Source organism: Streptomyces sp. NPDC048417 (assembly GCF_040651615.1).
Taxonomy (GTDB): domain Bacteria; phylum Actinomycetota; class Actinomycetes; order Streptomycetales; family Streptomycetaceae; genus Streptomyces.
The window spans coordinates 193,424-216,057 of record NZ_JBEZKI010000020.1 but is presented as its reverse complement, the minus strand read 5'-3'; the positions used below and the strand labels follow the sequence as shown (position 1 = coordinate 216,057).

Annotated in this window: 18 protein-coding genes; 8 read left to right on the top strand and 10 right to left on the bottom strand. The window is 71.7% G+C overall.

Features of this window, described 5'->3' with window-relative positions:
* Positions 1-59: 59 nt before the first annotated feature.
* Positions 60-728, bottom strand: a complete 669-nt coding sequence (locus AB0D59_RS30305; RefSeq protein ID WP_362571989.1) for a DedA family protein — start codon at positions 726-728, stop codon at positions 60-62.
* 395 nt (positions 729-1,123) lie between these two features.
* Between AB0D59_RS30305 and AB0D59_RS30300 the strand changes: the two genes are divergently transcribed.
* The 4 genes from AB0D59_RS30300 (at position 1,124) to AB0D59_RS30285 (ending at position 4,254) form a co-directional block, all read left to right on the top strand.
* Positions 1,124-1,858 (top strand): hypothetical protein, encoded by a 735-nt coding sequence (locus AB0D59_RS30300; RefSeq protein ID WP_362572030.1) that lies wholly within the window; start codon positions 1,124-1,126, stop codon positions 1,856-1,858.
* A 53-nt stretch (positions 1,859-1,911) separates the two neighbouring features.
* Positions 1,912-2,340 carry a BlaI/MecI/CopY family transcriptional regulator gene (locus AB0D59_RS30295; protein WP_362571986.1) on the top strand — a complete coding sequence of 143 codons (429 nt, stop codon included), beginning with the start codon at positions 1,912-1,914 and terminating at the stop codon, positions 2,338-2,340.
* A gap of 4 nt (positions 2,341-2,344) precedes the next feature.
* Positions 2,345-3,358 (top strand): M56 family metallopeptidase, encoded by a 1,014-nt coding sequence (locus AB0D59_RS30290; protein WP_362571983.1) that lies wholly within the window; start codon positions 2,345-2,347, stop codon positions 3,356-3,358.
* A 602-nt stretch (positions 3,359-3,960) separates the two neighbouring features.
* Entirely contained in the window at positions 3,961-4,254 is a 294-nt protein-coding gene (locus AB0D59_RS30285; RefSeq protein WP_362571980.1) for a hypothetical protein, read from the top strand.
* A 144-nt stretch (positions 4,255-4,398) separates the two neighbouring features.
* Here AB0D59_RS30285 and dhaK read toward each other — a convergent pair whose 3' ends face one another.
* From dhaK to AB0D59_RS30250, 7 genes are all read right to left on the bottom strand, one after another.
* Positions 4,399-5,394 (bottom strand): dihydroxyacetone kinase subunit DhaK, encoded by a 996-nt coding sequence (gene dhaK, locus AB0D59_RS30280; RefSeq protein ID WP_362571977.1) that lies wholly within the window; start codon positions 5,392-5,394, stop codon positions 4,399-4,401.
* 75 nt (positions 5,395-5,469) lie between these two features.
* Positions 5,470-6,150, bottom strand: a complete 681-nt coding sequence (gene dhaL / locus AB0D59_RS30275; protein ID WP_362571974.1) for a dihydroxyacetone kinase subunit DhaL — start codon at positions 6,148-6,150, stop codon at positions 5,470-5,472.
* 22 nt (positions 6,151-6,172) lie between these two features.
* On the bottom strand, positions 6,173-6,994 hold the full coding sequence (locus tag AB0D59_RS30270; RefSeq protein ID WP_362571972.1) for an HAD-IA family hydrolase: 822 nt from the start codon (positions 6,992-6,994) through the stop codon (positions 6,173-6,175).
* Between the two features lie 2 nt (positions 6,995-6,996).
* A complete protein-coding gene (locus AB0D59_RS30265) occupies positions 6,997-7,857 on the bottom strand; it encodes a class II fructose-bisphosphate aldolase (RefSeq protein ID WP_362571969.1) in 861 nt (286 codons plus the stop codon).
* Between the two features lie 508 nt (positions 7,858-8,365).
* Positions 8,366-9,577 (bottom strand): acyltransferase, encoded by a 1,212-nt coding sequence (locus AB0D59_RS30260; RefSeq protein WP_362571967.1) that lies wholly within the window; start codon positions 9,575-9,577, stop codon positions 8,366-8,368.
* Between the two features lie 229 nt (positions 9,578-9,806).
* A complete protein-coding gene (locus tag AB0D59_RS30255) occupies positions 9,807-10,370 on the bottom strand; it encodes a hypothetical protein (protein WP_362571964.1) in 564 nt (187 codons plus the stop codon).
* Between the two features lie 150 nt (positions 10,371-10,520).
* A complete protein-coding gene (locus AB0D59_RS30250) occupies positions 10,521-11,027 on the bottom strand; it encodes a MarR family winged helix-turn-helix transcriptional regulator (protein WP_362571962.1) in 507 nt (168 codons plus the stop codon).
* A 312-nt stretch (positions 11,028-11,339) separates the two neighbouring features.
* Here AB0D59_RS30250 and AB0D59_RS30245 point away from each other — a divergent pair, with 312 nt between their 5' ends.
* The 3 genes from AB0D59_RS30245 to AB0D59_RS30235 all read left to right on the top strand — a co-directional run bounded on the left by AB0D59_RS30245 (position 11,340) and on the right by AB0D59_RS30235 (position 15,485).
* Positions 11,340-12,758 (top strand): lamin tail domain-containing protein, encoded by a 1,419-nt coding sequence (locus AB0D59_RS30245; RefSeq protein WP_362571959.1) that lies wholly within the window; start codon positions 11,340-11,342, stop codon positions 12,756-12,758.
* Positions 12,759-12,924: 166 nt separating this feature from the next.
* Positions 12,925-14,010 carry a hypothetical protein gene (locus tag AB0D59_RS30240; protein WP_362571956.1) on the top strand — a complete coding sequence of 362 codons (1,086 nt, stop codon included), beginning with the start codon at positions 12,925-12,927 and terminating at the stop codon, positions 14,008-14,010.
* A gap of 449 nt (positions 14,011-14,459) precedes the next feature.
* Positions 14,460-15,485 carry an alcohol dehydrogenase gene (locus AB0D59_RS30235; RefSeq protein ID WP_362571953.1) on the top strand — a complete coding sequence of 342 codons (1,026 nt, stop codon included), beginning with the start codon at positions 14,460-14,462 and terminating at the stop codon, positions 15,483-15,485.
* Positions 15,486-15,494: 9 nt separating this feature from the next.
* On the opposite strand, the gene AB0D59_RS30230 is transcribed toward AB0D59_RS30235, so the two are convergent.
* Entirely contained in the window at positions 15,495-17,198 is a 1,704-nt protein-coding gene (locus AB0D59_RS30230; RefSeq protein WP_362571951.1) for a SpoIIE family protein phosphatase, read from the bottom strand.
* A 225-nt stretch (positions 17,199-17,423) separates the two neighbouring features.
* On the opposite strand from AB0D59_RS30230, the gene AB0D59_RS30225 reads away from it, so the two are divergent.
* A complete protein-coding gene (locus AB0D59_RS30225) occupies positions 17,424-21,494 on the top strand; it encodes a bifunctional nitrate reductase/sulfite reductase flavoprotein subunit alpha (protein WP_362572027.1) in 4,071 nt (1,356 codons plus the stop codon).
* Here AB0D59_RS30225 and AB0D59_RS30220 read toward each other — a convergent pair.
* Positions 21,488-22,498, bottom strand: a complete 1,011-nt coding sequence (locus AB0D59_RS30220; RefSeq protein ID WP_362571948.1) for a helix-turn-helix domain-containing protein — start codon at positions 22,496-22,498, stop codon at positions 21,488-21,490. The genes AB0D59_RS30225 and AB0D59_RS30220 overlap by 7 nt on opposite strands.
* Positions 22,499-22,634 lie beyond the last annotated feature (136 nt).

The following is a 22,634-nucleotide window of genomic DNA, read 5'->3' as shown; positions in this document are numbered from 1 at the left end:
CCGGCTCCCCCTCGCGGGGGCGGCGAGCAGCGCTGGTTCGTGCGCCGGCCGGGCGACAGTCACCCGCGTTCCTGTGCGGACCTGGCGGCCCGGCGGCCTCGGTACACCTCGGCGGCCAGGGGGATCAGCGACACCGCCACGATCAGCGCCACCAGCGGCAGGAGGTAATGGTCGACGTTCGGGATCGAGGAGCCGAGCGCGTATCCCGCGAGGGTGAGGCCCACGCTCCACAGGAGGCCGCCGACGACCTGCCACAGGGTGAAGGTCCGCACCGGCACCTCCAGCGCGCCCGCCATCGGATTGAGGACCGTGCGCACCACGGGTACGAAGCGGGCCAGCACGATGGCCTTCGCGTACCCGTACCGCTCAAGGAGTTCCTCGGCGTGTTTCACTCCTTCGTGCAGACGCCGAGAGCGGCTGCGCGCCAACAGGGCTCCGCCGGCCTTCCGGCCGAGCAGGTATCCGCACTGAGCTCCGACCAGCGCGCCTGCCGCCGCCGCCACGAGCAAGGGGCCGAGAGACAGGTGCAGGCTCCCGTGCGCCGACCCCGTGCACAGCAGTCCGGCGGTGAACAGCAGGGAGTCACCCGGCAGGAAGAACCCGATCAGCAGTCCTGTCTCGGCGAACATCACCACCGCGACGCCCAGCACGCCGAAGGCCGCCAGCAGTGAATGGGCGTCGAGCACGTTCACAGCCAGCTGGGACGCCACGGGGATCGGTGCGGTCATGTGCAGGTTCCTTTCGGGCGGACGATTTCATGCGAATTCATGCGAACGATCAAATGACTACAGCTTTGTAGACGCCGTCTGGAACTCTAGACGCTCATCGGGGGTGTTCGTTCCCGCTACATGATGTAGTAGGAGCTTGTGGCGCGACTCGTCCCGCACCTCGACGGCCGCACCTGTGAAAGCCCCCGCGTATCACCGCTCAGCCGCCCTGACCAGGTCTTTGTGGAGGCGTTCAGGTTGCTGTCAGGTGGGCGGTGCCGTTGTGAAACTCATGCACCAGAAGCCCCAAAACAATGGCAAAGGCATCTGTGGCGCCGAGAGTTGATCGTGCCATCGTGCGGGCCAGGACCACAGAGAGTCTCCTCGCCGACCGCCCCCTCACCCCCCTGCGCACCATGGCGACCAAGGTGCCGGAAGTGACTGCCTACTTCTGGATCATCAAGGTGCTCACCACCGGGATGGGAGAGACCGCATCCGACCTTCTGGCGCGGGTGCTGGGCCCGGTGCCGGCGGTCGGGCTCGGTGGGATCGCCCTGGCGGTCTCCCTGGCCGTGCAGTTCGCGGTGCGCCGGTACATCGCCTGGGTGTACTGGACGGCCGTCGTCATGGTCAGCGTGTTCGGCACGATGGCCGCCGACGTGCTGCATGTCGGTCTCGGCGTGCCCTACACCGTGTCCACCCCGCTCTTCCTCGTCGCACTGGCGGCGGTTTTCGCCCTCTGGTACGCCGTCGAGCGCACCCTGTCCATCCACAGCATCACCACCCGCAGCCGCGAGTCCTTCTACTGGGCGGCCGTCCTGGCCACCTTCGCCCTCGGCACCGCCGCGGGCGACCTCACCGCGACCGCAGGATTGGGCTATCTCGGCTCGGTCGTCCTCTTCGCGGTGGCGATCTGTGTTCCCGCACTCGCCCACCGTTTCGACGCCCTGGCCGCCGTGCCCGCGTTCTGGGCGGCGTACGTCATCACCCGCCCCCTCGGCGCGTCCCTCGCCGACTGGATGGCACTCGGGCACGCCCGTGGCGGCCTCGGGTTCGGCCTCGGCCCGGTCACCCTCGCCTGGACGGTCGCCATCGCCTGCTTCGTCGGCTACCTGGCGGTCTCCCGCAAGGACACGTCCTACGACAAGTAGGAGGCGGACGGGTAGCCTGTGCGCAACGACGGCGAGGGAAGGCGGACGGTGAGGTGGCGGGCCAAGGAGACGAGGAAGCCCACGAGGCATCCGGCAGGCGGGCGCGCGGCGAACTGGAGAGCGATGTGCTCGCCGCGCTCTGGGCGGCCAACGGGCCGCTGACCGCGCGGGATGTCCAGGGACGGCTGCCGGGCGACCTCGCCTACACGACCGTACTGACCATCCTGTCCCGGCTGTACGACAAGGGCATGCTGGCACGGCACCGCGAGGGCCGTGGCTACGCCTACGAACCGGTCCGCGACGAGGCGTCCCACACCGCCCAGCGCATGCACTCCCTGCTGAAGGGCGGCTCCGACCGTGAGGCGGTGCTGGCCCGCTTCGTCTCGGAACTGTCCGAACAGGACGAGCACCTGCTGCACCAGATCCTGTCCGGGCACGACGACACACTCCCCGAGAGCAAGCGCCCCCGCGGGAAGCGGTGAACGAGTGCGGATCAGCGTCTACATCCCGTTCCTCGTCACCGCCGCACTCGCGGTCCTCGCCGCCCCTGTGGCGCGTCGACTGCCCCCGCGCCCGGCGGCCCTGGCGCTGGCCTGCGCCGCGCTGGTGACAGCGGCAGGCTGGGCGGGATCACTCGCCCTGCTGGCCTTCTCCGGCGTGGCACAGATCCCGGAGATCGCGGAGGAGGGCCGCTGGTCGGTGGCGGCGCTGCGCGCCGAGGACCCGGTGTACCTGGTCGTCGCGGCCGGCAGCGCCCTGGTGCTGGGCACGTGCGTCGTCTCGATGGGTGTGGCCGCCGTACGGCAGGTGCGTCACCTGGTCCGGGCGCGACGGGAGTGTGCCCATCTGCCGGGGCGGACGGAGCTGGCGGTGATCGACGACGACGTTCCGCTGGCCTTCGCGCTGCCCGGGGCGCCGGGGCGGATCGTGGTCTCACGGGGAATGCTGTGCTGCCTCGGCGACGACGAGCGTGAGGCGCTGCTCGCCCACGAGCGGGCGCATCTGCGGGGGCGCCACCACCTCTTCCAGGGCCTGTGGCGGCTCACCGCCGCCCTGAATCCGTTGCTGCGGCCGGTGACCGTCGCGGGGGAGTTCGTCCTGGAGCGCTGGGCCGACGAGGAGGCCGCCGAGCGGGTCGGTGACCGCAGAGTCGTCGCCCATGCCGTCGGGCGTGCCGCCCTGGCTTCCGCCGGTGCGTCCCGTCCAGCGGCGCTGGCCGCGACCGGCGGGGTGGTGCCCCAGCGGGTACGAGCCCTGCTGGCCCCGCCGCCCGCGCGCCGAAGCCTGCCCTTGCTGGCCGGCGGACTGCTGCTGGCCGTCTGCTGCGCGAGCCTGGCCAACGCCGCGTCCGACAGCGACCAGATGCTCGACGGCGCACAGTGGGCGCTGTGTACGGAACACACCGGTGGCGCCGCCACAGCCCCGACGGACCATGGGCATCGACCGGACACCTGCTGTGTGGGCCCCGATCGTACGGAGCACGGGGAGCGGCCTTTCTGATCGGCACGGAACGTGCCTTCACCCGGCTGCCGGGACGTTGTCCTCGCGGTCGTCGGGGGCGGCCCGGGGGCGGCAGGGTGATCCTGACCGGTCCACGGCTGGTCAGGCAGAACCGGCCGCCGAATGTGAGGGCCGGACCGCGGGCAGGGGCGAGCCCGATGCCCGTTCCCGGCCCCGTGCCCGTGCCCGTGTGACCACGCACGAAGAACCGCACCGGATCGCCCCTTGCGGCCTGTGACTGCCCGCGCGGCGCATTCCGGCCGCCGGAAAGATGAGCGTCCGCAGCCCCGGCGGCGCTGGTCGTGGGACCTGCTGCCGTCGAGGGCCCGCCCCCTCCGAGTCCTCCTGCACACCAATGACCTCTACGTCTTGTAGTAGGTTCACTGGCACCCCCTGAATGTCGAACGCGGGCGCACCCGAACCGCTCGCCCTGGTGGCCGTCTCCTAAGTTCTACATCATGTAGTAGCTTCGGTGTTCGGCGCCACCGCGATCGAGTCGTGGCCCGGGCTCGCGCGACCGGCGTGGCCTCGGCCTGCCCGCGGCGCCGTCCGGCTATCAGCGCCCTTACGCGGCCACCGACCGGGCCGCACGCCCCGGCGCGGTGTGGCGGGCGCTGTTCCGTGCCGCCGAGCGGCGCACAGTGCGGGCGCTCGCGCCGGACACCCGCGCCGTCGTCTCCACCTACCCGGGGGCCAGCCAGGTCCTCGGCGCGCTCCGTCGGCGCGGCCTGCTGACGGTTCCGGCCTTCACCTACCTGACCGACCTCTCCGTGCACGCCCTGTGGGTGGCCCCCGGCATCGACGCCCACCTGGCCGTGCACCCCGTACCGGCGGCCCAGGCCCACGCGCAGGGCGCGGCCGCCGTAGAACGGCAGGGCGGCGCGGTCGTCGGCTGACGTGACCGGCCTGAAGCTGGGGCAGTGGCGGGAGAGGGCGCAGGAGTTCGGTGCCTGGCCGACGACTTCCAGGCACCGCGGAGCTCATGGCAAGCGCACCGCCCCCGTCGAGAGCGCGATCGGGGCAGCGGTGTCTCCGGTCCGTCAGAAGACCCGGATCGGGATCTCGGCGGGGTCGGTGAGCAGGTCGAAGATCTCGTCGTCCAACCGGACCAGGGTGACGGAGGCGCCGGCCATGTCGAGCGAGGTGCAGTACTCGCCCACGTAGCTGCGCCCGACCTCGATGCCGCGCTCGGCCAGTTGCTTGTGAGCCAGGCCGTACACCAGGTACAGCTCGCCGATCGGTGTGCCACCGAGGCCGTTGACCATCAGCGCGACGCGGTCACCGGAGGAGAACGGCAGGTCGTCCACGACCGCGCTGACCAGTTCGCGCACCATCGCGTCCGCCGACCGCAGCTTCTCGCGCTTGCGGCCCGGTTCGCCGTGGATGCCCACGCCCATCTCGACGGCGTCGTCGGGCAGTTCGAACAGCGGTGAGCCCTTCGCCGGCGGTGTGCAGGCGGTGAGCGCCATGCCCATGGTGCGGGCGACGGAGTTGACCTTCTCCCCGATCCGGTACACCTCGTCGAGGTCGGCACCCCGCTCGGCGGCCGCGCCGACGGCCTTCATCACGAAGAAGTTGCCGGCCACCCCTCGCCGGCCGACGGTGTACGTCGAGTCCTGTACGGCCACGTCGTCGTTGATGAAGAGAGTACGGACGGTCACTCCGTCGGCCTGGGACAGTTCCTCGGCCATCTCGAACGCCATACGGTCCCCGGTGTAGTTGTTGACAAGCAGCAGCACACCCTTCGGGGAGGCGACCCGCTTGACCGTCTCGTACACGAAGTCGGCGGGCGGCGCGGCGAACACGTCGCCCGGACAGGCGGCGTCGAGCATCCCCTTGCCGACGGTCATCACGTGCGCCGGCTCGTGACCCGATCCGGAGCCCTGCACGATCGAGACCTTGTTCTCCTGCGGGGCATCGGCACGCATGATCAGGTTGTACTCGGGCACGTACGTGAGCGTGCCGGGGTTGGCCAGGGCCAGTCCCTCCAGCATCTCCGCGACGTAGTCCTTCGGGTCGTTGACGAACTTCTTCATGCCGTAACTCCTCCTGGTCCTGCCGGTCCCGGGTGCCGGGCGGCGGTCCGGGCTGCCCGGGTCCGGTGCCCGCGGTCAGTCGCGTGTGCCCCACTCGGCGGCGATGCGCTCCGCCATGACCGCGATCGCCACCGCGCCCGGGTCCGGCGAGCCGATGCTGCGCTCACCGGTGTAGCTCTGCCGTCCGCGTCGGGCCTGCATGGGTGCCGTCGCGTCGGCCGCGGCCCGGGCGGTCGTGGCGGCCAGGGCGGCCAGTTCCGCGCCTGCGGCCGCCGGTTCGCCCGGTGCCAGCCGCTGCTCCAGGGCGTCGGTCATCGGGATCAGGGCGTCCAGCAGGGTCTTGTCGCCGACGTCGGACTTTCCTCGCGCCTTGATCCCCTCCGCGGCGGCCCGCAGCATGGCGACCGCGTCCCCGGCGTCCGGTTCCGGCCGGTCCTTCACGGCACCGGCGGCCCGCAGGAAGGCGGTACCCCACAACGGACCCGACGTGCCGCCGACCCGCTTGGAGATCACCATGGCGACCTTCTTCAGGAGCTCGGCCGGCGCTTCCGAGGCGAGGTCGTCCCAGTCGGCCAGCACGATCTCGAAGCCGCGGGCGAGCGAGTACCCGAAGTCCCCGTCCCCCGCGACGGCGTCGAGGTCGCTGAAGGCCCGTTCGTTGTCCACCGCGGTCCGGGCGATCGTCCGTACGACGAAGGTGAGGTCGCCGCCGGGCGCCGACGACGACGGCGATGACGATGGCGATGGCGCTGACATGTCTCTCCTGACTGCCGCGACGTCAGTGGGGTCGGGGATCGGATGGGGCGGGGTCCGTGTCGCCGCTGGCGGCGGTGAGCAGGCCGGCGAGGTCCGCGAGTTCGACGTACGGTCCCGGGTCGGTACCGAGCGGATCGCTCAGCACCCGGGCGACGGTCTCCTGCGGGGGCGGATCGCCGAGCGAGGTGACCACCAAGGAGGCCCCGGTGAAGTCCTCCTCGCCGGTGTAGGCGCTGGTCGTGACCGCGCAGGCGAGCCCGGCGCCGAGCGCGGACAGCAGGCCGTTGCGGCTGTCCTCGATCACGACGGCGTTCGCGGGATCCAGGCCGAGCCGGTGCAGGGCGAAGGCGTAGATGTCCGGGGCCGGCTTCTTCCGCTGGACCACGTCCCCGGCGAAGACGCTGAAGTGCGGAGTCAGTTCCCGGCCCATGGCGAGTTCGAGCACGCTGCGGACGGACGCCTCCGCGGAGGTGGAGGCCACCGCGAGTGTCCATCCGGCCTCATGTGCCGCCGTGGCGACCCGCCGCACGCCGGGCCGGGGCGGAATGCTTCCGCTGCCGATGATGGCCGTGTAGATCTCGGTCTTGCGCCGGTGCCAGGCCGCGACCTGCTCGTCGAGCGCGGCCGGATCGGAGGGCAGGCCGGCGGCGGCCACGAAGTCCGGGGTCAGCAGCGTGCGCATCCGCTCCTTGCCGCCGCCGATCCTCACCTTCTCCGCGTACTCCTCGTCGCTCCACCGCACCGGCAGACCGAACTCCTCGAACGTCCTGTTGAAGGCGGGCAGATGACCGTCGCGTTCGGTGTCGGCGAGCACCCCGTCGCAGTCGAAGACGAGCGCGGGCACGACTACCTCGCCTGCCCGGCGCTGCCGAAGAGCCTCATCAGCGAACCGGCCATGTCGATGACGTCCTGGCGGACGTCCCGGAAGAGCGACGGCGGGTCCCACTTCTGCCGCTCCTCCGCCGTCCGCAGGAAGGCCAGGTTCGACTTCATGTAGGTCTCCTTGAGGGCCGTGGAGATGTTGACCTTCGCGCAGCCCCGGGAGATCAGGTCGCGGAACTGCTCGTCGGAGAGCCCGCTGCCGCCGTGCAGTGCGATGGGCACGGGATGGGCCGCCACGATGTCGGACACGCGCTGCGCGTCGAGCACCGGCGCCTGCTTGTACGACCCGTGCGCGTTCCCGATCGCCGGTGCGAAGACATCGACCTGCGTGGTCCTCAGGAACTCCAGTGCGACCGCCAGGTCCTGCCGCTCGGCGGCGACGTCGCTGCCGACCCCGTCCTCCACACCGGTGATCGACTCGATCTCGCCCTCGACCGCGGCGCCGAACGCACGAGCCTCCGCGACGACCTCGACGGTCTGCCGCATGTTCTCCTCGACGGGCAGCTTGGAGGCGTCGAAGAGCACCGAGTTCCATCCCTGCCGCAGGCACTCGGTGATGACCTCGCGCTCCGGACAGTGATCCAGGTGCAGGGTGACGGGTACCTCGATGCCGGCGGTCATCGCGTTCCACATGGCATGGAGCACGCCGCTGCCGATGGACCTGACCGTCTTCACCGAGGTCTGGACGATGAGCGGCGACGCGTTCTCCACCGCGGCCGCCAGCACGGCCTCCAGGGTGAGGTCGTTGAACACGTTGATGGCCGGTACGGCGTAGCGCTCCGCGAACGGCCTGGCGAGGATCTCGGTCAGCGGTGTCACACCCACGAAGCCTCCACGTCTTCACCCACCCCCGCTCCTCCATTCCACGCCCGCGCCTCACCCGCCGCCACTTTTGGCCTGGGCACAAGGGTCCAGAGAGCCGGCAGGCAGGTCAGCGGCGGGACGGAAACGTTCGTACACGGACAGCCGGGACCCGCAGTGGTGGGCGAGTGGGATGCCGGCATGCAACCGATGGCGGCGCCGTAGCCTCCTCGGCCGGCGCAGCAGGGACCGAGGTCGTGCGGACAGGATTCGCCTCGGCCCGGTCGCCGGTGGTCCGGACCGCGTCCGCCGCGGGGCGGACGGCGTCGGCGAAGAACGCCGACGGCCCCCAGGGCGCGAACCGCTCCGTGCGGTCCGGCGTCGCCTCACGCGACTCCGAGCGGCCGGCCCGGCGTGGTCCGCGTCGTCGCGATCGCCACGCGGATCCGGTCCGGCCCTTTCCAGGAGTGCGTCCCCGCGAGGGAGCCGAGCCCGTCGGCGGCGGAGACAGCGGCGGCCCATATCGAACAGGTCAGGGCCGTTGCCCGAGTTGTGTGCTCCCACTGGTCCGGTGGGAACGGCCCAGCGCGATCAGGGTTTTCCAGGACCTGTTCCGCTTGAAGGGCATCTCGAACATCTGCGAGAACAGCCAAGCCCCGAGCACCGAAACCGGCAGTGCCAGGGCCAGCGTGAACCAGAACGTCGGCAGGCCGGGAGAGACGAAATGCGGGGCGACGCGGCGAATCACGACCATGACGATCGGCAAGTGAATCAGATAGAGGCTGTAGGAGAAGTCACCGAGCTTTCGGATCGGTCGCGTGGTCAGGAGCCGTAGAAGCAGGGCGGGCCTGCCGGTGGCCACCGCGGCGAGCAGCATCGTCATGGCGGGAGCGATGGCGAGGTCGACCCAGAAATAGTGGTTCACCGTCCACACGGAACCCTTGATGACGCCGACGGCCAGGACGGGCAGGGCGGCCAGGGCGGCGAACCATCCCCATGGCAGGCGCCGAATCCGGTCCCGCGCGGCGACGACTCCCGCACCGATCACGCCCGCGACGAACACGGGCGCGAGGTGGGGGGCAAGCCAGTTGTCGCCCTCCACCGGAGTCGCGCCGGGTGCTGTCAGGCCGAGGGCGATCACCGGAAGTGTCACGCACGCGGCCAGGACCGCCGCGTTCCACCGCCGCCGGACAAAAAGGAGAAGGGGGAAGAGGAGATAGAGCTCGGCCTCCACGCCGATCGACCAGAACGCGCCGTTCGGCGTGGGCGCGGTGATCATGTCCTGGGCGACGAGACCGAACACCAGAACGGACTTGCCGGTAGGCGGTCCGAAGTGCGAGGCCGGCACCACGAACAGGGAGATGATCACGCTCATGGCCAGCGCCGCCCAGTACGGGGGCAGGATCCGCCAGGCGCGCCGCCGCAGGAACCGCGCGACGCCGACCGACCGCCAGCCGTGCCGGGCCGGGGAGATGGCCAGGGAGAAGCCGGACAGCACCAGGAAGAAGACGACGGCGAGGCGCCCGAACATCAGCCCCTTCAGCCACGGAGGCGCCGAACTGTCGGGGTAGCCGGGGAAGGTGTACAGCCAGCAGTGGAACAGCACCACGTACAACGCCGCCAGGCCCCGGAGGCCGTCCAGGCCCTCCACCTGCGACTGGGGGCGTGCTCTGCTCGCCGTCTCTGCCTGTACTGCTGGGGCTGGGGCGGCCAGGTCGAGAGTGCTGCTGGCCGGACGGCCCAAGTCCGCGGAAATGGTTCAACCCCTTCTCCTGGCAGCGCGTTCGCCGCCGACCTGTTTCCCTGGCGGTGCGCCGGGCGGCACAGTGCCGCCACAGAGACTTGGTACGTGGCATCCGGCTCAGAGGTTCAGCGGAGGAGCCGCGACTTCCTCATCTCGCCTGTGCGAGGCCGCTGTGCGAGGCCACTGTGCGAGGCCGCTGGGGAGGCCAACAGCGCGGCCGCCGCGGGCGTCAGCCGGTCTCGGCGGCCTTCTGCCCGGACGGGGCGACGGCGTACCACTCCTCGTCCTTGCCCTGGCCGTTGGCCTGTTCGGCCGCTGTGTCGCCGCTGTACCGGTAGAGCGGCCAGCCGGCGAGGGTGAGTTGCTTCAGGCCGTTCCGGTGGACCGTGCCGAGGAGGCTCTTCTCAACCCCCGTCGTCTGTACGGAGTCGCCCACGATGACCGGCACCCATGTCTTCGTGCACGCACCGGAGCACGTCCACTTGGAGGGGTCCGACTGGTCCTTGTCGTAGCGGTAGAGGGTCATCCCCTGGTCGTCGGCGACCACGCTGCCGATGCCGTTCAGGGCCTCGGCCGTCACACCGGTGGTCGTGGCCGCTTGCCCGGTCCCGGCGCTGCCGCCGTCGGCCGCCGCCGAGGTGGCCGGCGCTGCGGAGGCCCCGGGATCCGACGCGGCCGGGGCCACCGGGGCGGCGCTGTCGGAGCCGGTGCCGTTCGAGGAGCTGCATGCCCCCAGCAGGAGGGGGGAGGCGAGCCCTACGGCGAGGCCCAGGACGATGCGTCGCAGGAACAACGAGTTACCCTTCGTCAGGAGTCGCTTCTACTTGCTCCCTCAGTACGTCGACGGACTCCCGCCCGCTCAGCCGCTGACACGAGATGACGCAGTCTTGACCATCGACGTGGGGCTCATCACCCGGGTGAGTGAGGCCTCCGGTGCCGGCCGTCAGCCGGCGGACGAGGAGTCGTCGGTGTCGGCGTGCGTGCCGGTGAGGTTCTCCTCGATATGTGTCAGGACCCGCATCGCCTGCCGGTACTCCTCGTCCGTGAACCCCGCGGCGGTGACCGCCTCCAGGTCGCGCCAGGCCCGCAGCACCCGGTCACGCAGTGCCCGGCCGGCGCGGGTGGTGGTCACGAGGACGGCCCGGCGGTCGTCGGGGGCGGGGCTGCGGCTGACGAATCCGGACTGCTCAAGGCGTTGCAGCATCTTGGTGACGGTGGACGGATCGAGCCCCAGCGTCTTGACGAGGTCGGCCTGGCGCTGTTCGCCCTGTTCCCAGAGCCGCATCATCAGCAGTTCCTGCCCGGGGTACAGGCCGGTCTCGCGCAGCAGGTTGCCCGCCGTGATCCGGTGCACCCGGGCGGCACGGAAGAGGGCCTCGCTCATCGGGGCGTCGGCGACGGTCGGGACCGTGTCGTCCTTGCCCTGGACCGATTCGGACGCCGGCGGCATGATCGCTGTTCCTCCTTGCGCGGCCCTCGGGAAACACGTGTCGAGCTTCTTATCCTAAAGGGAATGATTGGTCGGCAAAAGTCCTGCTTGCCGCACGGCTTGCGGAGCCGAGCCCGTCGAGTACGGCCTGTCGGCTGCGCTGCCGGTTCCCCCGTGGGCCCTGTCGAGCCATGCCGGTCGGCGCGGACGCCCGGGGCGATCTTGGTGGTTCGCTCACCGTTCATGACGGCCTCACCCAGGCGAAGGCGGCCGTTCGGGCCAGGTCGGAAAGGTCCTGGCGGCCTGTCACAACGGAACCCCAGGACGGATTTCGTGACCGAATCACGCGTTCGCCGGTGGCGTCGTAGCCTCCGTGTTCTGCTCGTCGCCGTCGCCGGCCCGACGCTCGCCGTCGGTGCCCTGACGGCGTCCCCCGCCCACGCGGCCGCGGCCGACGACATCCGTATCAACGAGGTGGTGACCACCGGGGACGTCAACGACTCGGTGGAGCTGTACAACAAGGGCACCGCCACGGTGGACCTCTCCGGCTGGATCCTCAAGGACGACGACAACAGCTCCAAGTACGCGATAGCCGCCGGGACCACGCTCGCCCCCGGCGGCTTCGTGGCCTTCGACGTGCACAACGCCTTCGGTCTGGGCTCCGACGACGAGGCGCGCCTCTACCTCGCCGACGGCACCACCCTCGTGGACAGCTTCGGCTGGAGCGAGCACTCCGACCCGTCGTGGTCGCGCTGCCCCGACGGCACCGGTGCCTTCGGCTCGGCCGACCTGACGCTGGGTGCCGCCAACGACTGTGGCTCCGGCGGCGTTTCGGCGACGGCCTGGCCGGGCGGCAGCTCGGTGGCGACCGCCGACACCAAGAACGCCTTCGGCTCCGACCTGAGCGGCCTCTACCAGGAGGGGAGCGTGATGTGGGCGGCTCAGAACAGCGGCAAGCTGTGGCGGCTGGTCCCGAACGGCTCCACCGCCTGGAAGGCAGACACCGGCAACGGCTGGACCTCCGGGAAGACCCTCAAGTTCCCCGGCGGATCCGGCACGCCCGACGACGAGGGCGTCACGCTGACCGGCTCCGGAGCCGCCGGGGGCGTGTACGTGGCGAGTGAGCGCAACGCGGACTCGTCCGGCACCAGCCGCCTGTCCGTTCTGAAGTACGACGTGAGCGGCACCGCCACCACGCTCACCGCCGCCACCGAGTGGAACCTGACCTCGGACCTGCCGTCCGTGGGCTCCAACCTCGGCCTGGAGGCCATCACCTGGGTTCCGGACGCCTCCCTGACCGCCGCCGGGTTCAAGGACGCCTCCACGGGCGCGGCCTACAACCCGGCGAACTACGGCTCGCACTCCGGCGGGGTGTTCTTCGTCGGCGTCGAGGGCACCGGCATGATCTACGGCTATGTCCTCAAGGACGGTGGCACCTTCACCCGCATCGCCTCCCTCAGCAGCGGCATGGCCGGCGTGATGGAACTCCAGTGGGAGCCGCAGGCCGCCCGCCTCTGGGCGGTCTGCGACGACACCTGTGACGGCCAGCACCGGACCCTGAAGATCAACACGGCCGGTGTCCTCGCCACCACGGCGATCTACAACCGACCGTCCGGCATGGACAACCTCAACAACGAGGGCTCCGCGGTCTCCGGCTCGGACGCGTGCAGCAGCGGCACCAAGCCCGTGTACTGGTCCGACGACAGCAACGACAGCGGCCACGCCCTGCGCAGGGGCGCGATCACCTGCTGACCCTGCCGGCGCGCCGGTACCCCGCTGTATCGTACGCGCGGCACCTCGCGCACCACCCGGAACACAGCATCAACTCCCTTACCGGCACGTCGAGTTCACCGACGTGCCGGTTCCTTTCGCCGCTCCCGGAGGAACCGTGGCCACCAGCCGCCCCCGCCTTTCTCGTGTGCCTCTGACCCGACGCAGATCCCTCGCCCTGACGGCGGCCCTCGCCGCCGTCTGCTGCGCCACCCTCACCCACCCCACCCCGGCCCGCGCCGACTCCGCCGCCGACCGCGCCGCCCTCGCCCAGTGGTGGGCCCCCGTCAACTTCCAGGACGTCGACTCCACCGGCGAGACCGCGCTCGGCGGCAAGTCCGACTACATCACGTCGTACGACTACGACGGCGACCTCAACGGCCGCGACAACTGGGAGAACACCAGCCAGTCCCCGCTCGCGGCGCATGTCTACTACTCGGTCGTCCAGACCCGGTCCTTCTCGTACCTGCTGTACACGTACTTCCACCCGCGCGACTGGTCGGACGGAGTCCTCGACAACTACCAGGAGGACCTGACCGAGCACGAGAACGACGCCGAGGGCGTCCTCGTAGTCGTGGCCAACGACGGTTCCCTGCACGGTCAGTTGAAGGCCGCCATCACCGTCGCGCACAGCAACTTCTACTCCTGGGTGCCCGCGGGCAGCGACTTCACCAGCGGGCAGGAGAGCGTCGACGGCGCCCTGAAGCTCCAGGGCGACCCGCACGACGACGGCCATGGACGTCCGTTCACGACCCAGCAGCCCAACACCCATGCCGCGTGGGCCGAGGGCTACCTGTCCAAGGAGCGCGACCAGTACGCGAGCGGCGACGGCATCGTCTACTACCCCGGCACCGCCGCCGAGGTGCCGTCCGGCTCCAACGACCGTGACGTGCAGTACACGCTGACCGACGTCTTCGCCTCGAACGGCATGTGGGCGAACCGCACCCTGACCACGCTGTTCGCGACCACCGACAACTTCGCCGGCGACGACAGCTCCAACCCCTACGGTGCCAAGTGCGGCGCCGGCGGCGTCCTCGGCCCGGCCAACGGCGCCTGCGACACCGACGCCGCCAACCCGCCCTGGGCCTGGGACGACGCCAACGACCTGCCCGGCCGCGGCTACCTCGCCACCAACCCCGCCGAACTCGTCTGGGACTACTTCAACTGGTCCGGCAAGCCCTCCTCGCCCGACCTCGCCTACACCTGGGACCAGTACAACGGCATCACTTCGTGAACAGGGGCCGCGTCACTCCGCTGTGAGCGGTCAGGGCGTACCGGTGAGGTGCTCCATCAACCGGTACGCCTGCTCCAGCGACAGCGGCGGCGACAGCCACAGCGGCGGCGACAGCCACAGCGGCGGCGACAGCGACAGCGGCGGCGACAGCGACAGCGGCGGCGACAGCGACAGCGACAGCGGCGGCGCCGGCGCCGCCGCCGGTCTGGGCGTGTCCGGCGTCCCACGCTTCGGCAGGGAGGGCTTCCGGGTCGCCCTGGTCGCCCGCCGCAGGGACCGGCTGGACGCCCGGACACCGCCCGGGCGAGGCGCAGAGCGGGGCTCGCGGCATCTTCGGCGTCGCCCAGCAGGCCGCTTGCCGGGCTCGACGCGCGCGATCGGCCCGGAGCTGGTGTCCTGGGGGAGGGGGCTTCGACCGTGTTCCCGTCGACCCGTTCCGGGAGAGACGTATGAGTACCTACCGAGTCGCGCAGGTGACCGCCGCGGGCGGACCGTTCGAGATCGTCGAGCGTGAGGTGCCCCGGCCGGGTCCCCGGCACGTGCGGATCGCCGTCGAGGCCTGCGGAATCTGCCACAGCGACAGCTTCTTCGTGACCGCCGGCCTGCCGGGCATCACGTTCCCCGTGGTGCCCGGACACGAGATCGCCGGGCGGATCGAGGAGATCGGGGAGGGCATCGAGGACTGGGGCTGGCGGGTCGGCGACCGGGTGGGTGTCGGCTGGTTCGGCGGCAGCTGCGGCCACTGCAAGCCCTGCCGGCAGGGCGACTTCATCGTCTGCGAGAACGGCAAGACGCCCGGCTGGACCTACGACGGCGGCTTCGGCGCGCAGGTGATCGCGCCGGTCGACGCCCTGGCCCGCATCCCCGAAGGGCTGACCTCGGCCGACGCCGCGCCCCTGGGCTGCGCGGGCGTGACCACCTTCAACGGGCTCAGGCGCAGCCCGGCCGAGCCCGGTGACCTGGTCGCCGTCGTCGGCCTCGGCGGACTCGGCCACCTCGGCGTGAAGTACGCGGTGGCCATGGGCTTCGAGACGGTGGCCATCGCCCGCGGCGCGGAGAAGGCCGACTTCGCCAAACAGCTCGGCGCCCATCATTACGTCGACTCCACGACCTCGACCCCCGTGGCGGAGGCCCTCCAGTCGCTCGGCGGGGCCAAGGCCGTGCTCGCCACCGCGGGCAACTCCCAGGCGATCTCGGCGGCCGTGGACGGTCTGGGACCCCGGGGTGAGCTGGTGGTGATCGGCATCGACCCGGAGCCTCTCGGGATCAGCCCGTTCCAACTGCTCACGAACGCCCGGGAGGTCCGCGGCCATCCGTCCGGCACCGCCCAGGACGTGCAGGACACCATGGAGTTCAGCGCCCTGCACGGGATCCGCCCGACGATCGAGACCGTACCGCTGGAGGAGGCGGGCACGGCCTACCAGAAGATGATGGACGGGGCCGCGCGCTTCCGGATGGTGCTGACCTACGACTGACCCACCGGATCACGGCCGTACGGCACGGGCCGCGAGGAGCGCGATGTCGTCCTCGGAGCCGACGGCGAGGCGGTCGAGGACGGTGTCGACGATCTTGTCCAGCCGGTCGGTGGGGGACAGGGACAGACCCGTCAGACGGGCCAGGCCCCGGTCGATGTCCTCACCGCGCCGCTCCACCAGCCCGTCGGTGTACAGCAGCAGCACACCGCCGCGTTCCGGGGTGACGCGCTGCTCGTACCGGCCGAGCCCGCTGCCCAGCGGCGGGCCGACCGGTACCGGCACCAGCTCGATCCCGCCCTCGGGGGACAGCCAGACCGGCGGCAGATGCCCGGCGCTGGCATAGGTGAGCGTGGCGACGTCCGCGTCACCGAGCGCGAGGAAACAGGTGGCCACCCGCTCGAAACCGGAGTCGGCGACCATCCGGTCCGCGTGCTCCAGGATCCGGCGCGGCGAGAGCCCCGCGAGGGCCAGGGCGCGCAGCGTCGAACGGTAGTGGCTCATGGCCACCGCCGCGTCCACGCCGTGGCCCATCACATCCCCGATGACCAGCATCGTACGGCCGTCGGGCAGGGCCAGGACGTCGTACCAGTCGCCGCCGATCAGCGAGCCGTCGTCGGCGGGCCGGTAGCGCCCGGTGGTCTCCACACCGGCGTGCTGCTGCAACTGGCCCGGCTCGGTCAGCAGCGCCCGCTGCAACTCCAGGGCCATGGTGTGCTCACGCTGGAAGCGGACCGCCCGGTCCAGGGCGCGCGCGGCGCGGGCGGCGAGTTCGCGGGCCACCGTGGCGTCCTCGCTCGAGAACGGCCCGGAGTCCCCGGCCCGGGCCAGCTGCAGGCTGCCCAGGTAGCGGCCGTCCGAGACCAGGGGCGCCAGGAGCACCGAGTGCACACCGGCGGTCAGACACGCGCGGGCCGGCGGCCAGCTGGGGACCAGCGCCCGCCACTGTGCGGGGGTGATCGCGTTGCGCCGCAGGACCCGGCCCTTCGCCAGGTTCCGCCGGGTTCCGATGCCGCGCGGCCAGCCGACCAGCTCACCGCGCGCGTCCAGCGCCGCGAGACCGGTGACCAGACCCGGCCGGGTCGCGTACGCGGTGAGCCGGGTAGGCGCACGCCGCCCCGACGCCGTGTCCGGCGGATTGAGCTCCACCCCGGCCGCGTCCGCCAGCTCCGGTACGACGAACTCCGCCAGCTCCCGGCAGGTCCCGGCGACATCGGTGCCGGTGCCGATCCGGGACGCGGCCGCGTCCAGCAGCGCGAGCCGCCGGTGGGCACGCTCCAGCTCGTACACGTACTGCTGCGGCTCACTGATCTCCAGTCCCACCCCGGCGACGCCCACCACCTTGCCCGTGCTGCCCACCAGCCGGTGGTACACACACCGCCACTCCCGCACCTGGTACGGCGAGTCCACCCAGGTCCGCCCGGTGACGATGGTCTCCCGGGGCCGTCCGTCGTGCAGGATGTCCCGCAGCAGCTGCTCCGACCGCTGGATGTGCGGCAGCACCTCGTGCAGGGTGTGCCCGAGGTACGCGGCGGCGGGCAGGCCGGTCATCCGGGCCATGTGCGGGTTGACGTACAGATAGCGCAGATCGGTGTCGAGGACCGCGAAACCGACGGCCGAGTCCTCGACGATGCCGCGCAGCAGATCGATGTAGCCGATGTCGACGGGCGGCACGCCCGCGGAGGCCGGTCGTCGCGAGGAGGTGTCCCTGTCCACCCGGTCCTCCTCGCCTGCCCCCGCCCACGGCCGCCCTCATCCTCCACCAGGTCCCGGTACCGCGCATCCCGGGGCAGCCGGTACCAGCCCGCTCACATCGCCGGGTGCCGGTCTGTGCGGGGGCCTTAACCCCCGTTGATCAGGAGCGGTGACGCCGGCGTAATCAGCCGTGCATACGGTCGGGGCCGGAGAGCAGAGGCTGACCAGCAGGAACAGGGGGTGCCCGTGGCCGCGCCGGACTCGCGCAGCACCGACACCGGCAGGGTGCGGACTGTCTGCTCGTACTGCGGGGTCGGCTGCGGCATGGTCCTGGACATCGGCAGCGGCCCTGACGGCCGCCGTACCGTGCTGAAGGCCTCCGGCGACAAGCAGCACCCGGCGAACTTCGGGCGGCTGTGCACCAAGGGCGCCACCACCGCCGACATGCTGGCCGCGCCCGGCCGGCTGACCACCGCCCTGCTGCGGCCCGCACGGGGCGAGGAGGCCGTCCCCACGGCCGTGGACACCGCGGTCGCCGAGACCGCGCGACGGCTGCGCGCGATCGTCGACGAGCACGGACCGGACGCGGTCGCCCTCTATGTCTCCGGCCAGATGAGCCTGGAGGCCCAGTACCTGGCGAACAAGCTCACCAAGGGTTTTCTGCGCACCAACAACATCGAGTCCAACTCGCGGCTGTGCATGGCCGGCGCCGGCACCGGCTACAAGCTGTCCCTCGGCGCCGACGGCCCGCCCGGCTCGTACGAGGACCTCGACAAGGCCGACGTCTTCCTGGTCATCGGCGCCAACATGGCCGACTGCCACCCCATCCTCTTCCTGCGTCTGATGGACCGGGTGAAGGCGGGCGCGAAACTGATCGTCGTCGACCCGCGCCGCACCGCCACGGCCGCGAAGGCCGACCTCTTCCTCCAGGTGAAACCGGGCACCGACCTCGCCCTGCTCAACGGCCTGCTCCACCTCCTGTACGAGAACGGGCAGACCGATCCCGAGTTCATCGCCGCGTACACCGAGGGCTGGGAGGCGATGCCGGAGCTCCTCGCCGACTACCCGCCCGCCGCCGTCGCCGCGATCACCGGCATCCCCGAGGCCGACCTGCGCACGGCCGCCCGGCTGATCGGCGAGGCGGGGGAGTGGACCAGCTGCTGGACCATGGGCCTCAACCAGTCCACCCACGGCACCTGGAACACCAACGCCCTGGTCAACCTGCACCTCGCCACCGGCAGGATCTGCCGCCCCGGCAGCGGCCCCTTCTCCCTCACCGGCCAGCCCAACGCCATGGGCGGGCGGGAGATGGGGTACATGGGACCGGGCCTGCCCGGCCAGCGGTCGGTCCTGGTCGACGCCGACCGGACTTTCGCCGAGGAGGTGTGGGGGCTGGAGCCCGGCACGATCCGCGCCGACGGGGTGGGCAAGGGCACCGTCGAGATGTTCCGGAAGATGGCCGACGGCGAGATCAAGGCCTGCTGGATCATCTGCACCAACCCGGTCGCCTCCGTCGGCAACCGGCGGACCGTCATCGAGGGCCTGGAGGCCGCCGAGCTCGTCGTCACCCAGGACGTCTTCACCGACACCGAGACCAACGCCTACGCCGACATCGTCCTGCCCGCCGCCCTGTGGACCGAGTCCGAGGGCGTCCTCATCAACAGCGAGCGCAACCTCACCCTCGCCCGCCCCGCCGCCGACCCGCCCGGCGAGGCAACCGCCGACTGGCGGCTGATCGCCGCCGTCGCCCGCGCGATGGGCTTCGAGGACGGCTTCTCCTACGACAGCGCGGAGCAGATCTTCGAGGAGATCAAACGCTTCCACAACCCGGGGACCGGCTACGACCTGCGCGGAGTCAGCTACGGCCGGCTGCGGGCCACTCCGGTGCAGTGGCCCGCGGCCACCGCCGAGGGACCCGACCGCAACCCGATCCGGTACGTCAACCCCGACGGCACCCTCACCTTCGCCACCGCCTCCGGCCGCGCCGTGTTCCACGCCCGCCCGCACCTGGACCCCGCCGAGATGCCGGATGACGACTACCCGTTCGTGCTGAACACCGGCCGCCTCCAGCACCAGTGGCACACCCTCACCAAGACCGCGAAGGTCGCCAAGCTCAACAAACTCAACCCCGGCCCGTTCGTCGAGGTCCACCCCGAGGACGCGGCCGCGCTCGGCATCGCCGACGACGACTCCGTGGAGGTCGCCTCACGGCGCGGCCGGGCCGTGCTGCCGGCCGTCGTCACCGACCGGGTGCTGCCCGGCTCCTGCTTCGCGCCCTTCCACTGGAACGACCTGTTCGGCGAGTACCTCAGCGTCAACGCCGTGACCAGCGACGCGGTCGATCCCCTGTCCTTCCAGCCCGAGCTGAAGGTGTGCGCGGTGTCGCTGGCCAAGGTCTCCACACCGGTGAGCGTGCAGGTGCCGGGTATCGAGGAGACGCCGGCCGTGCTGCTGCCCGCCGCCTCCACCGCTGCCGCCTCCGTCTTCGGACTCGACCCCGCCCCGCCGCCGGTCCTCACCGAATTCGAACGGCAGTACCTGGTCGGCTTCCTCGCCGGCATCCCGGCCGGTGCGCCCGGCGTCCCCGTCCTGCCCCCGGACGCCCCCTTCAGCCCCGAGCACGCGCGCTGGGTCAACGGCACCCTCGCCGGCATGTACTCCCGTGCACCGGCGCCGGTGGCCCCCCAGGCGGCGCCGGCCACCCGTCAGGTGGTGATCCTGTGGGCCTCGCAGACCGGCAACGCCGAGGACTTCGCCGCCGCCACCGCCGAGCGCCTCACCGCGGGCGGCCACCCGGCCTCCCTGGTCGCCATGGACGAGGCCGACCCGGCCGCCCTGCCCACGGGCGCCGACCTGCTGCTGATCACCAGCACCTTCGGCGACGGTGACGCCCCCGACAACGGCGCCGGCTTCTGGGACGGCCTCGCCGCCCTCGACGCCGGGCGCCTGGCCGGGCGCCGGTACGCCGTCCTGGCCTTCGGTGACTCCTCCTACGACGACTTCTGCGGGCACGGACGGCGCCTGGACCGTCGTATGGACGAACTCGGCGCGGTCCGGCTCGCCCCGCGCACCGACTGTGAACCCGACTACGAGACACAGGCGGAGTCCTGGCTGGACCAGGTGCTGGCGGCCCTCAAGAACGGGGCTGCCGAGGCCGCCCCCGCCTCCGCCCCGGCACCCGCCCGGTCCTCCCGGCGCCCCGCACCCACCACCGCCCGGCTCGTCGGCAACCAGCTGCTCAGCCTGCCCGGCGCCGGCAAGGAGGTCCGTCGTTTCACCTTCGACACCCGCGACAGCGAGACCCCGCTGGTCTACGAGGCGGGCGACGCGCTCGCGGTCCGCCCTCTCAACTCCCCTGATCTGGTGGCGGAGTGGCTGACCGTCACCGGCCTCGACGGCGCGACCGGCGTGAGCGTCGACGGAGTCGGTGAAGTCCCGCTCTCCGAGGCCCTGTTGCGGCACCTCGACATCACCCGGATCACCCCGGACCTGCTCCGCTTCGCCACCGAACGCATCCGGGACCCGCGCGAGCTGCGCAAACTGCTGCGCCCCGACAACAAGGACGAGCTGGCCAAGTGGTCCTGGGGGCGGCAAGCCGTCGACGTCGTCGCCGAGTTCGGGATCCGCGCCGATGCCAGGGAGTGGGCGGGTGTCCTCGGCAGGCTGCAACCGCGCCTGTACTCCATCTCGTCCAGCCCGCTCACCGACCCCCACCTGGTCTCGACCACCGTCTCCGTCGTCCGCTACGAGAACCTGCACGGCAGGCCCCGGCAGGGCGTCTGCTCGCCGTTCCTCGCCGACGCCGAGCCCGGCACGCCGGTCCCGGTGCACGTCCAGCGCTCCCCGCACTTCCGGCCGCCCGCCGACCCGGCGACGCCCATGGTGATGGTCGGCCCCGGCACCGGTGTGGCGCCGTTCGTCGGCTTCCTCCAGGAGCGCCGCGCCCGTGGCCACCGCGCCCCGAACTGGCTGTTCTTCGGCGAGCAGCACCGGGCGACCGACTTCTACTACGAGCAGGAACTCACCGCCCTGCTCGCCGAGGGCACCCTGAGCCGCCTCGACACCGCCTTCTCCCGTGACCAGCGGGCCAAGGTCTACGTCCAGGACCGGATGCGCGAACACGGCCCGCTGCTGTGGTCCTGGCTCCAGGACGGCGCCCACTTCTACGTCTGCGGCGACGCCTCCCGGATGGCCAAGGACGTCGACCGCGCCCTGAAGGACATCGCCACCGTGCACGGCGGACTGACCGAGGACGAGGCGGCCGCGTACGTCAAACAGCTGGCCACGGACCGGCGTTACGTCCGGGACGTCTACTGATTCCTCATCAGCTGTCGCATGGTGAGGGCCAGTTGCAGCCGGAACCGGCCCTGCGGGGTGCGCACCGACCAGCCCAGCAGATGCTCCGCGTGCGTCAATCGGTCCTGGAGCGTGGAGTGGTGGACGCTGACCTCGGCGGCCGCCGCCCGCAGGCTGGCCGTCGACGCGACCGCGTGCAGCGTGCGCAGCATCCAGGGCGCGTCCGCTGCCGCGGCCTCCACGGCCCGGACGTCCGGCGCGGGTTCGGCGCCGGGTACGACGAGATCGGCGAGCAGCGCGACACCGCCCAGCTCGTCGGCGTGCACGACGGACGGCCCCGGCTGCCGCGCAGGGCCGTCTGAGGCGAACCGCAGCGCGGTGCGGGCCGCCGCCCAGGAGCGGGGGAGATCCGGCACGGCCACCGCCGGGCCCACGCCCGCGCGCCCCGCCGCCGGGACCGGTTGCCCGTCCGCCACGATCCGCGGCGGACCGCCGGCCGCCGCCACCGCACGGACCCCCACGGACGGGTCGGCGGTGTCCAGGCCGAGCCGCCGCGCCGCGTGCAGTCGGGCCGACAGCGGGGCGCCGCCGTCCAGGACCGTCTCGACCAGCGCCGGATCGTCCACCGGCGACGCCGGCGCCCGGCCCCGGGTACGGTCGAGCACGGACCGTGCGGCCGCCGAGGCCCGCTCCAGGATCACCGCGTCGACGACGCTCGGCCCCTCGGAGCCTGCCCGCTCCAGCCAGAGCGCCGACGGCCCGCCCGGCATCAGCGGCGCGCACGGCCAGCCGGGATCGGGGGCGCCGGTGCTGTCCTTGCGCCGTCCGTCCGGCTCCACCCGCAGCCGGACCCGCCGTTCCTCGTCGACCAGCCGCGCCGGACAGCCGGCGAGCACGGCGGCCCCGCGCACCAGCGCCTCCAGGCCGGCCCGGGTCTCGGCCAGCCGGTCGAAGTAGGCGATCACCGCGACGGCGGCCCCGGCATCCGGGTCCACCGCGGCCAGCCGCCCCGCCAGCTCCTTCATACCGCCATGATGCGCCATCCGGCGGTACGGCGAGGAGAGCCGGGCGCGACAGGCAACCGTTACGGACGCCCACCCCTCCTAGCTGTCGAGACACAGCGTCGACACAGGCACCGACCGACAGGAGCCCCCGCTTGGA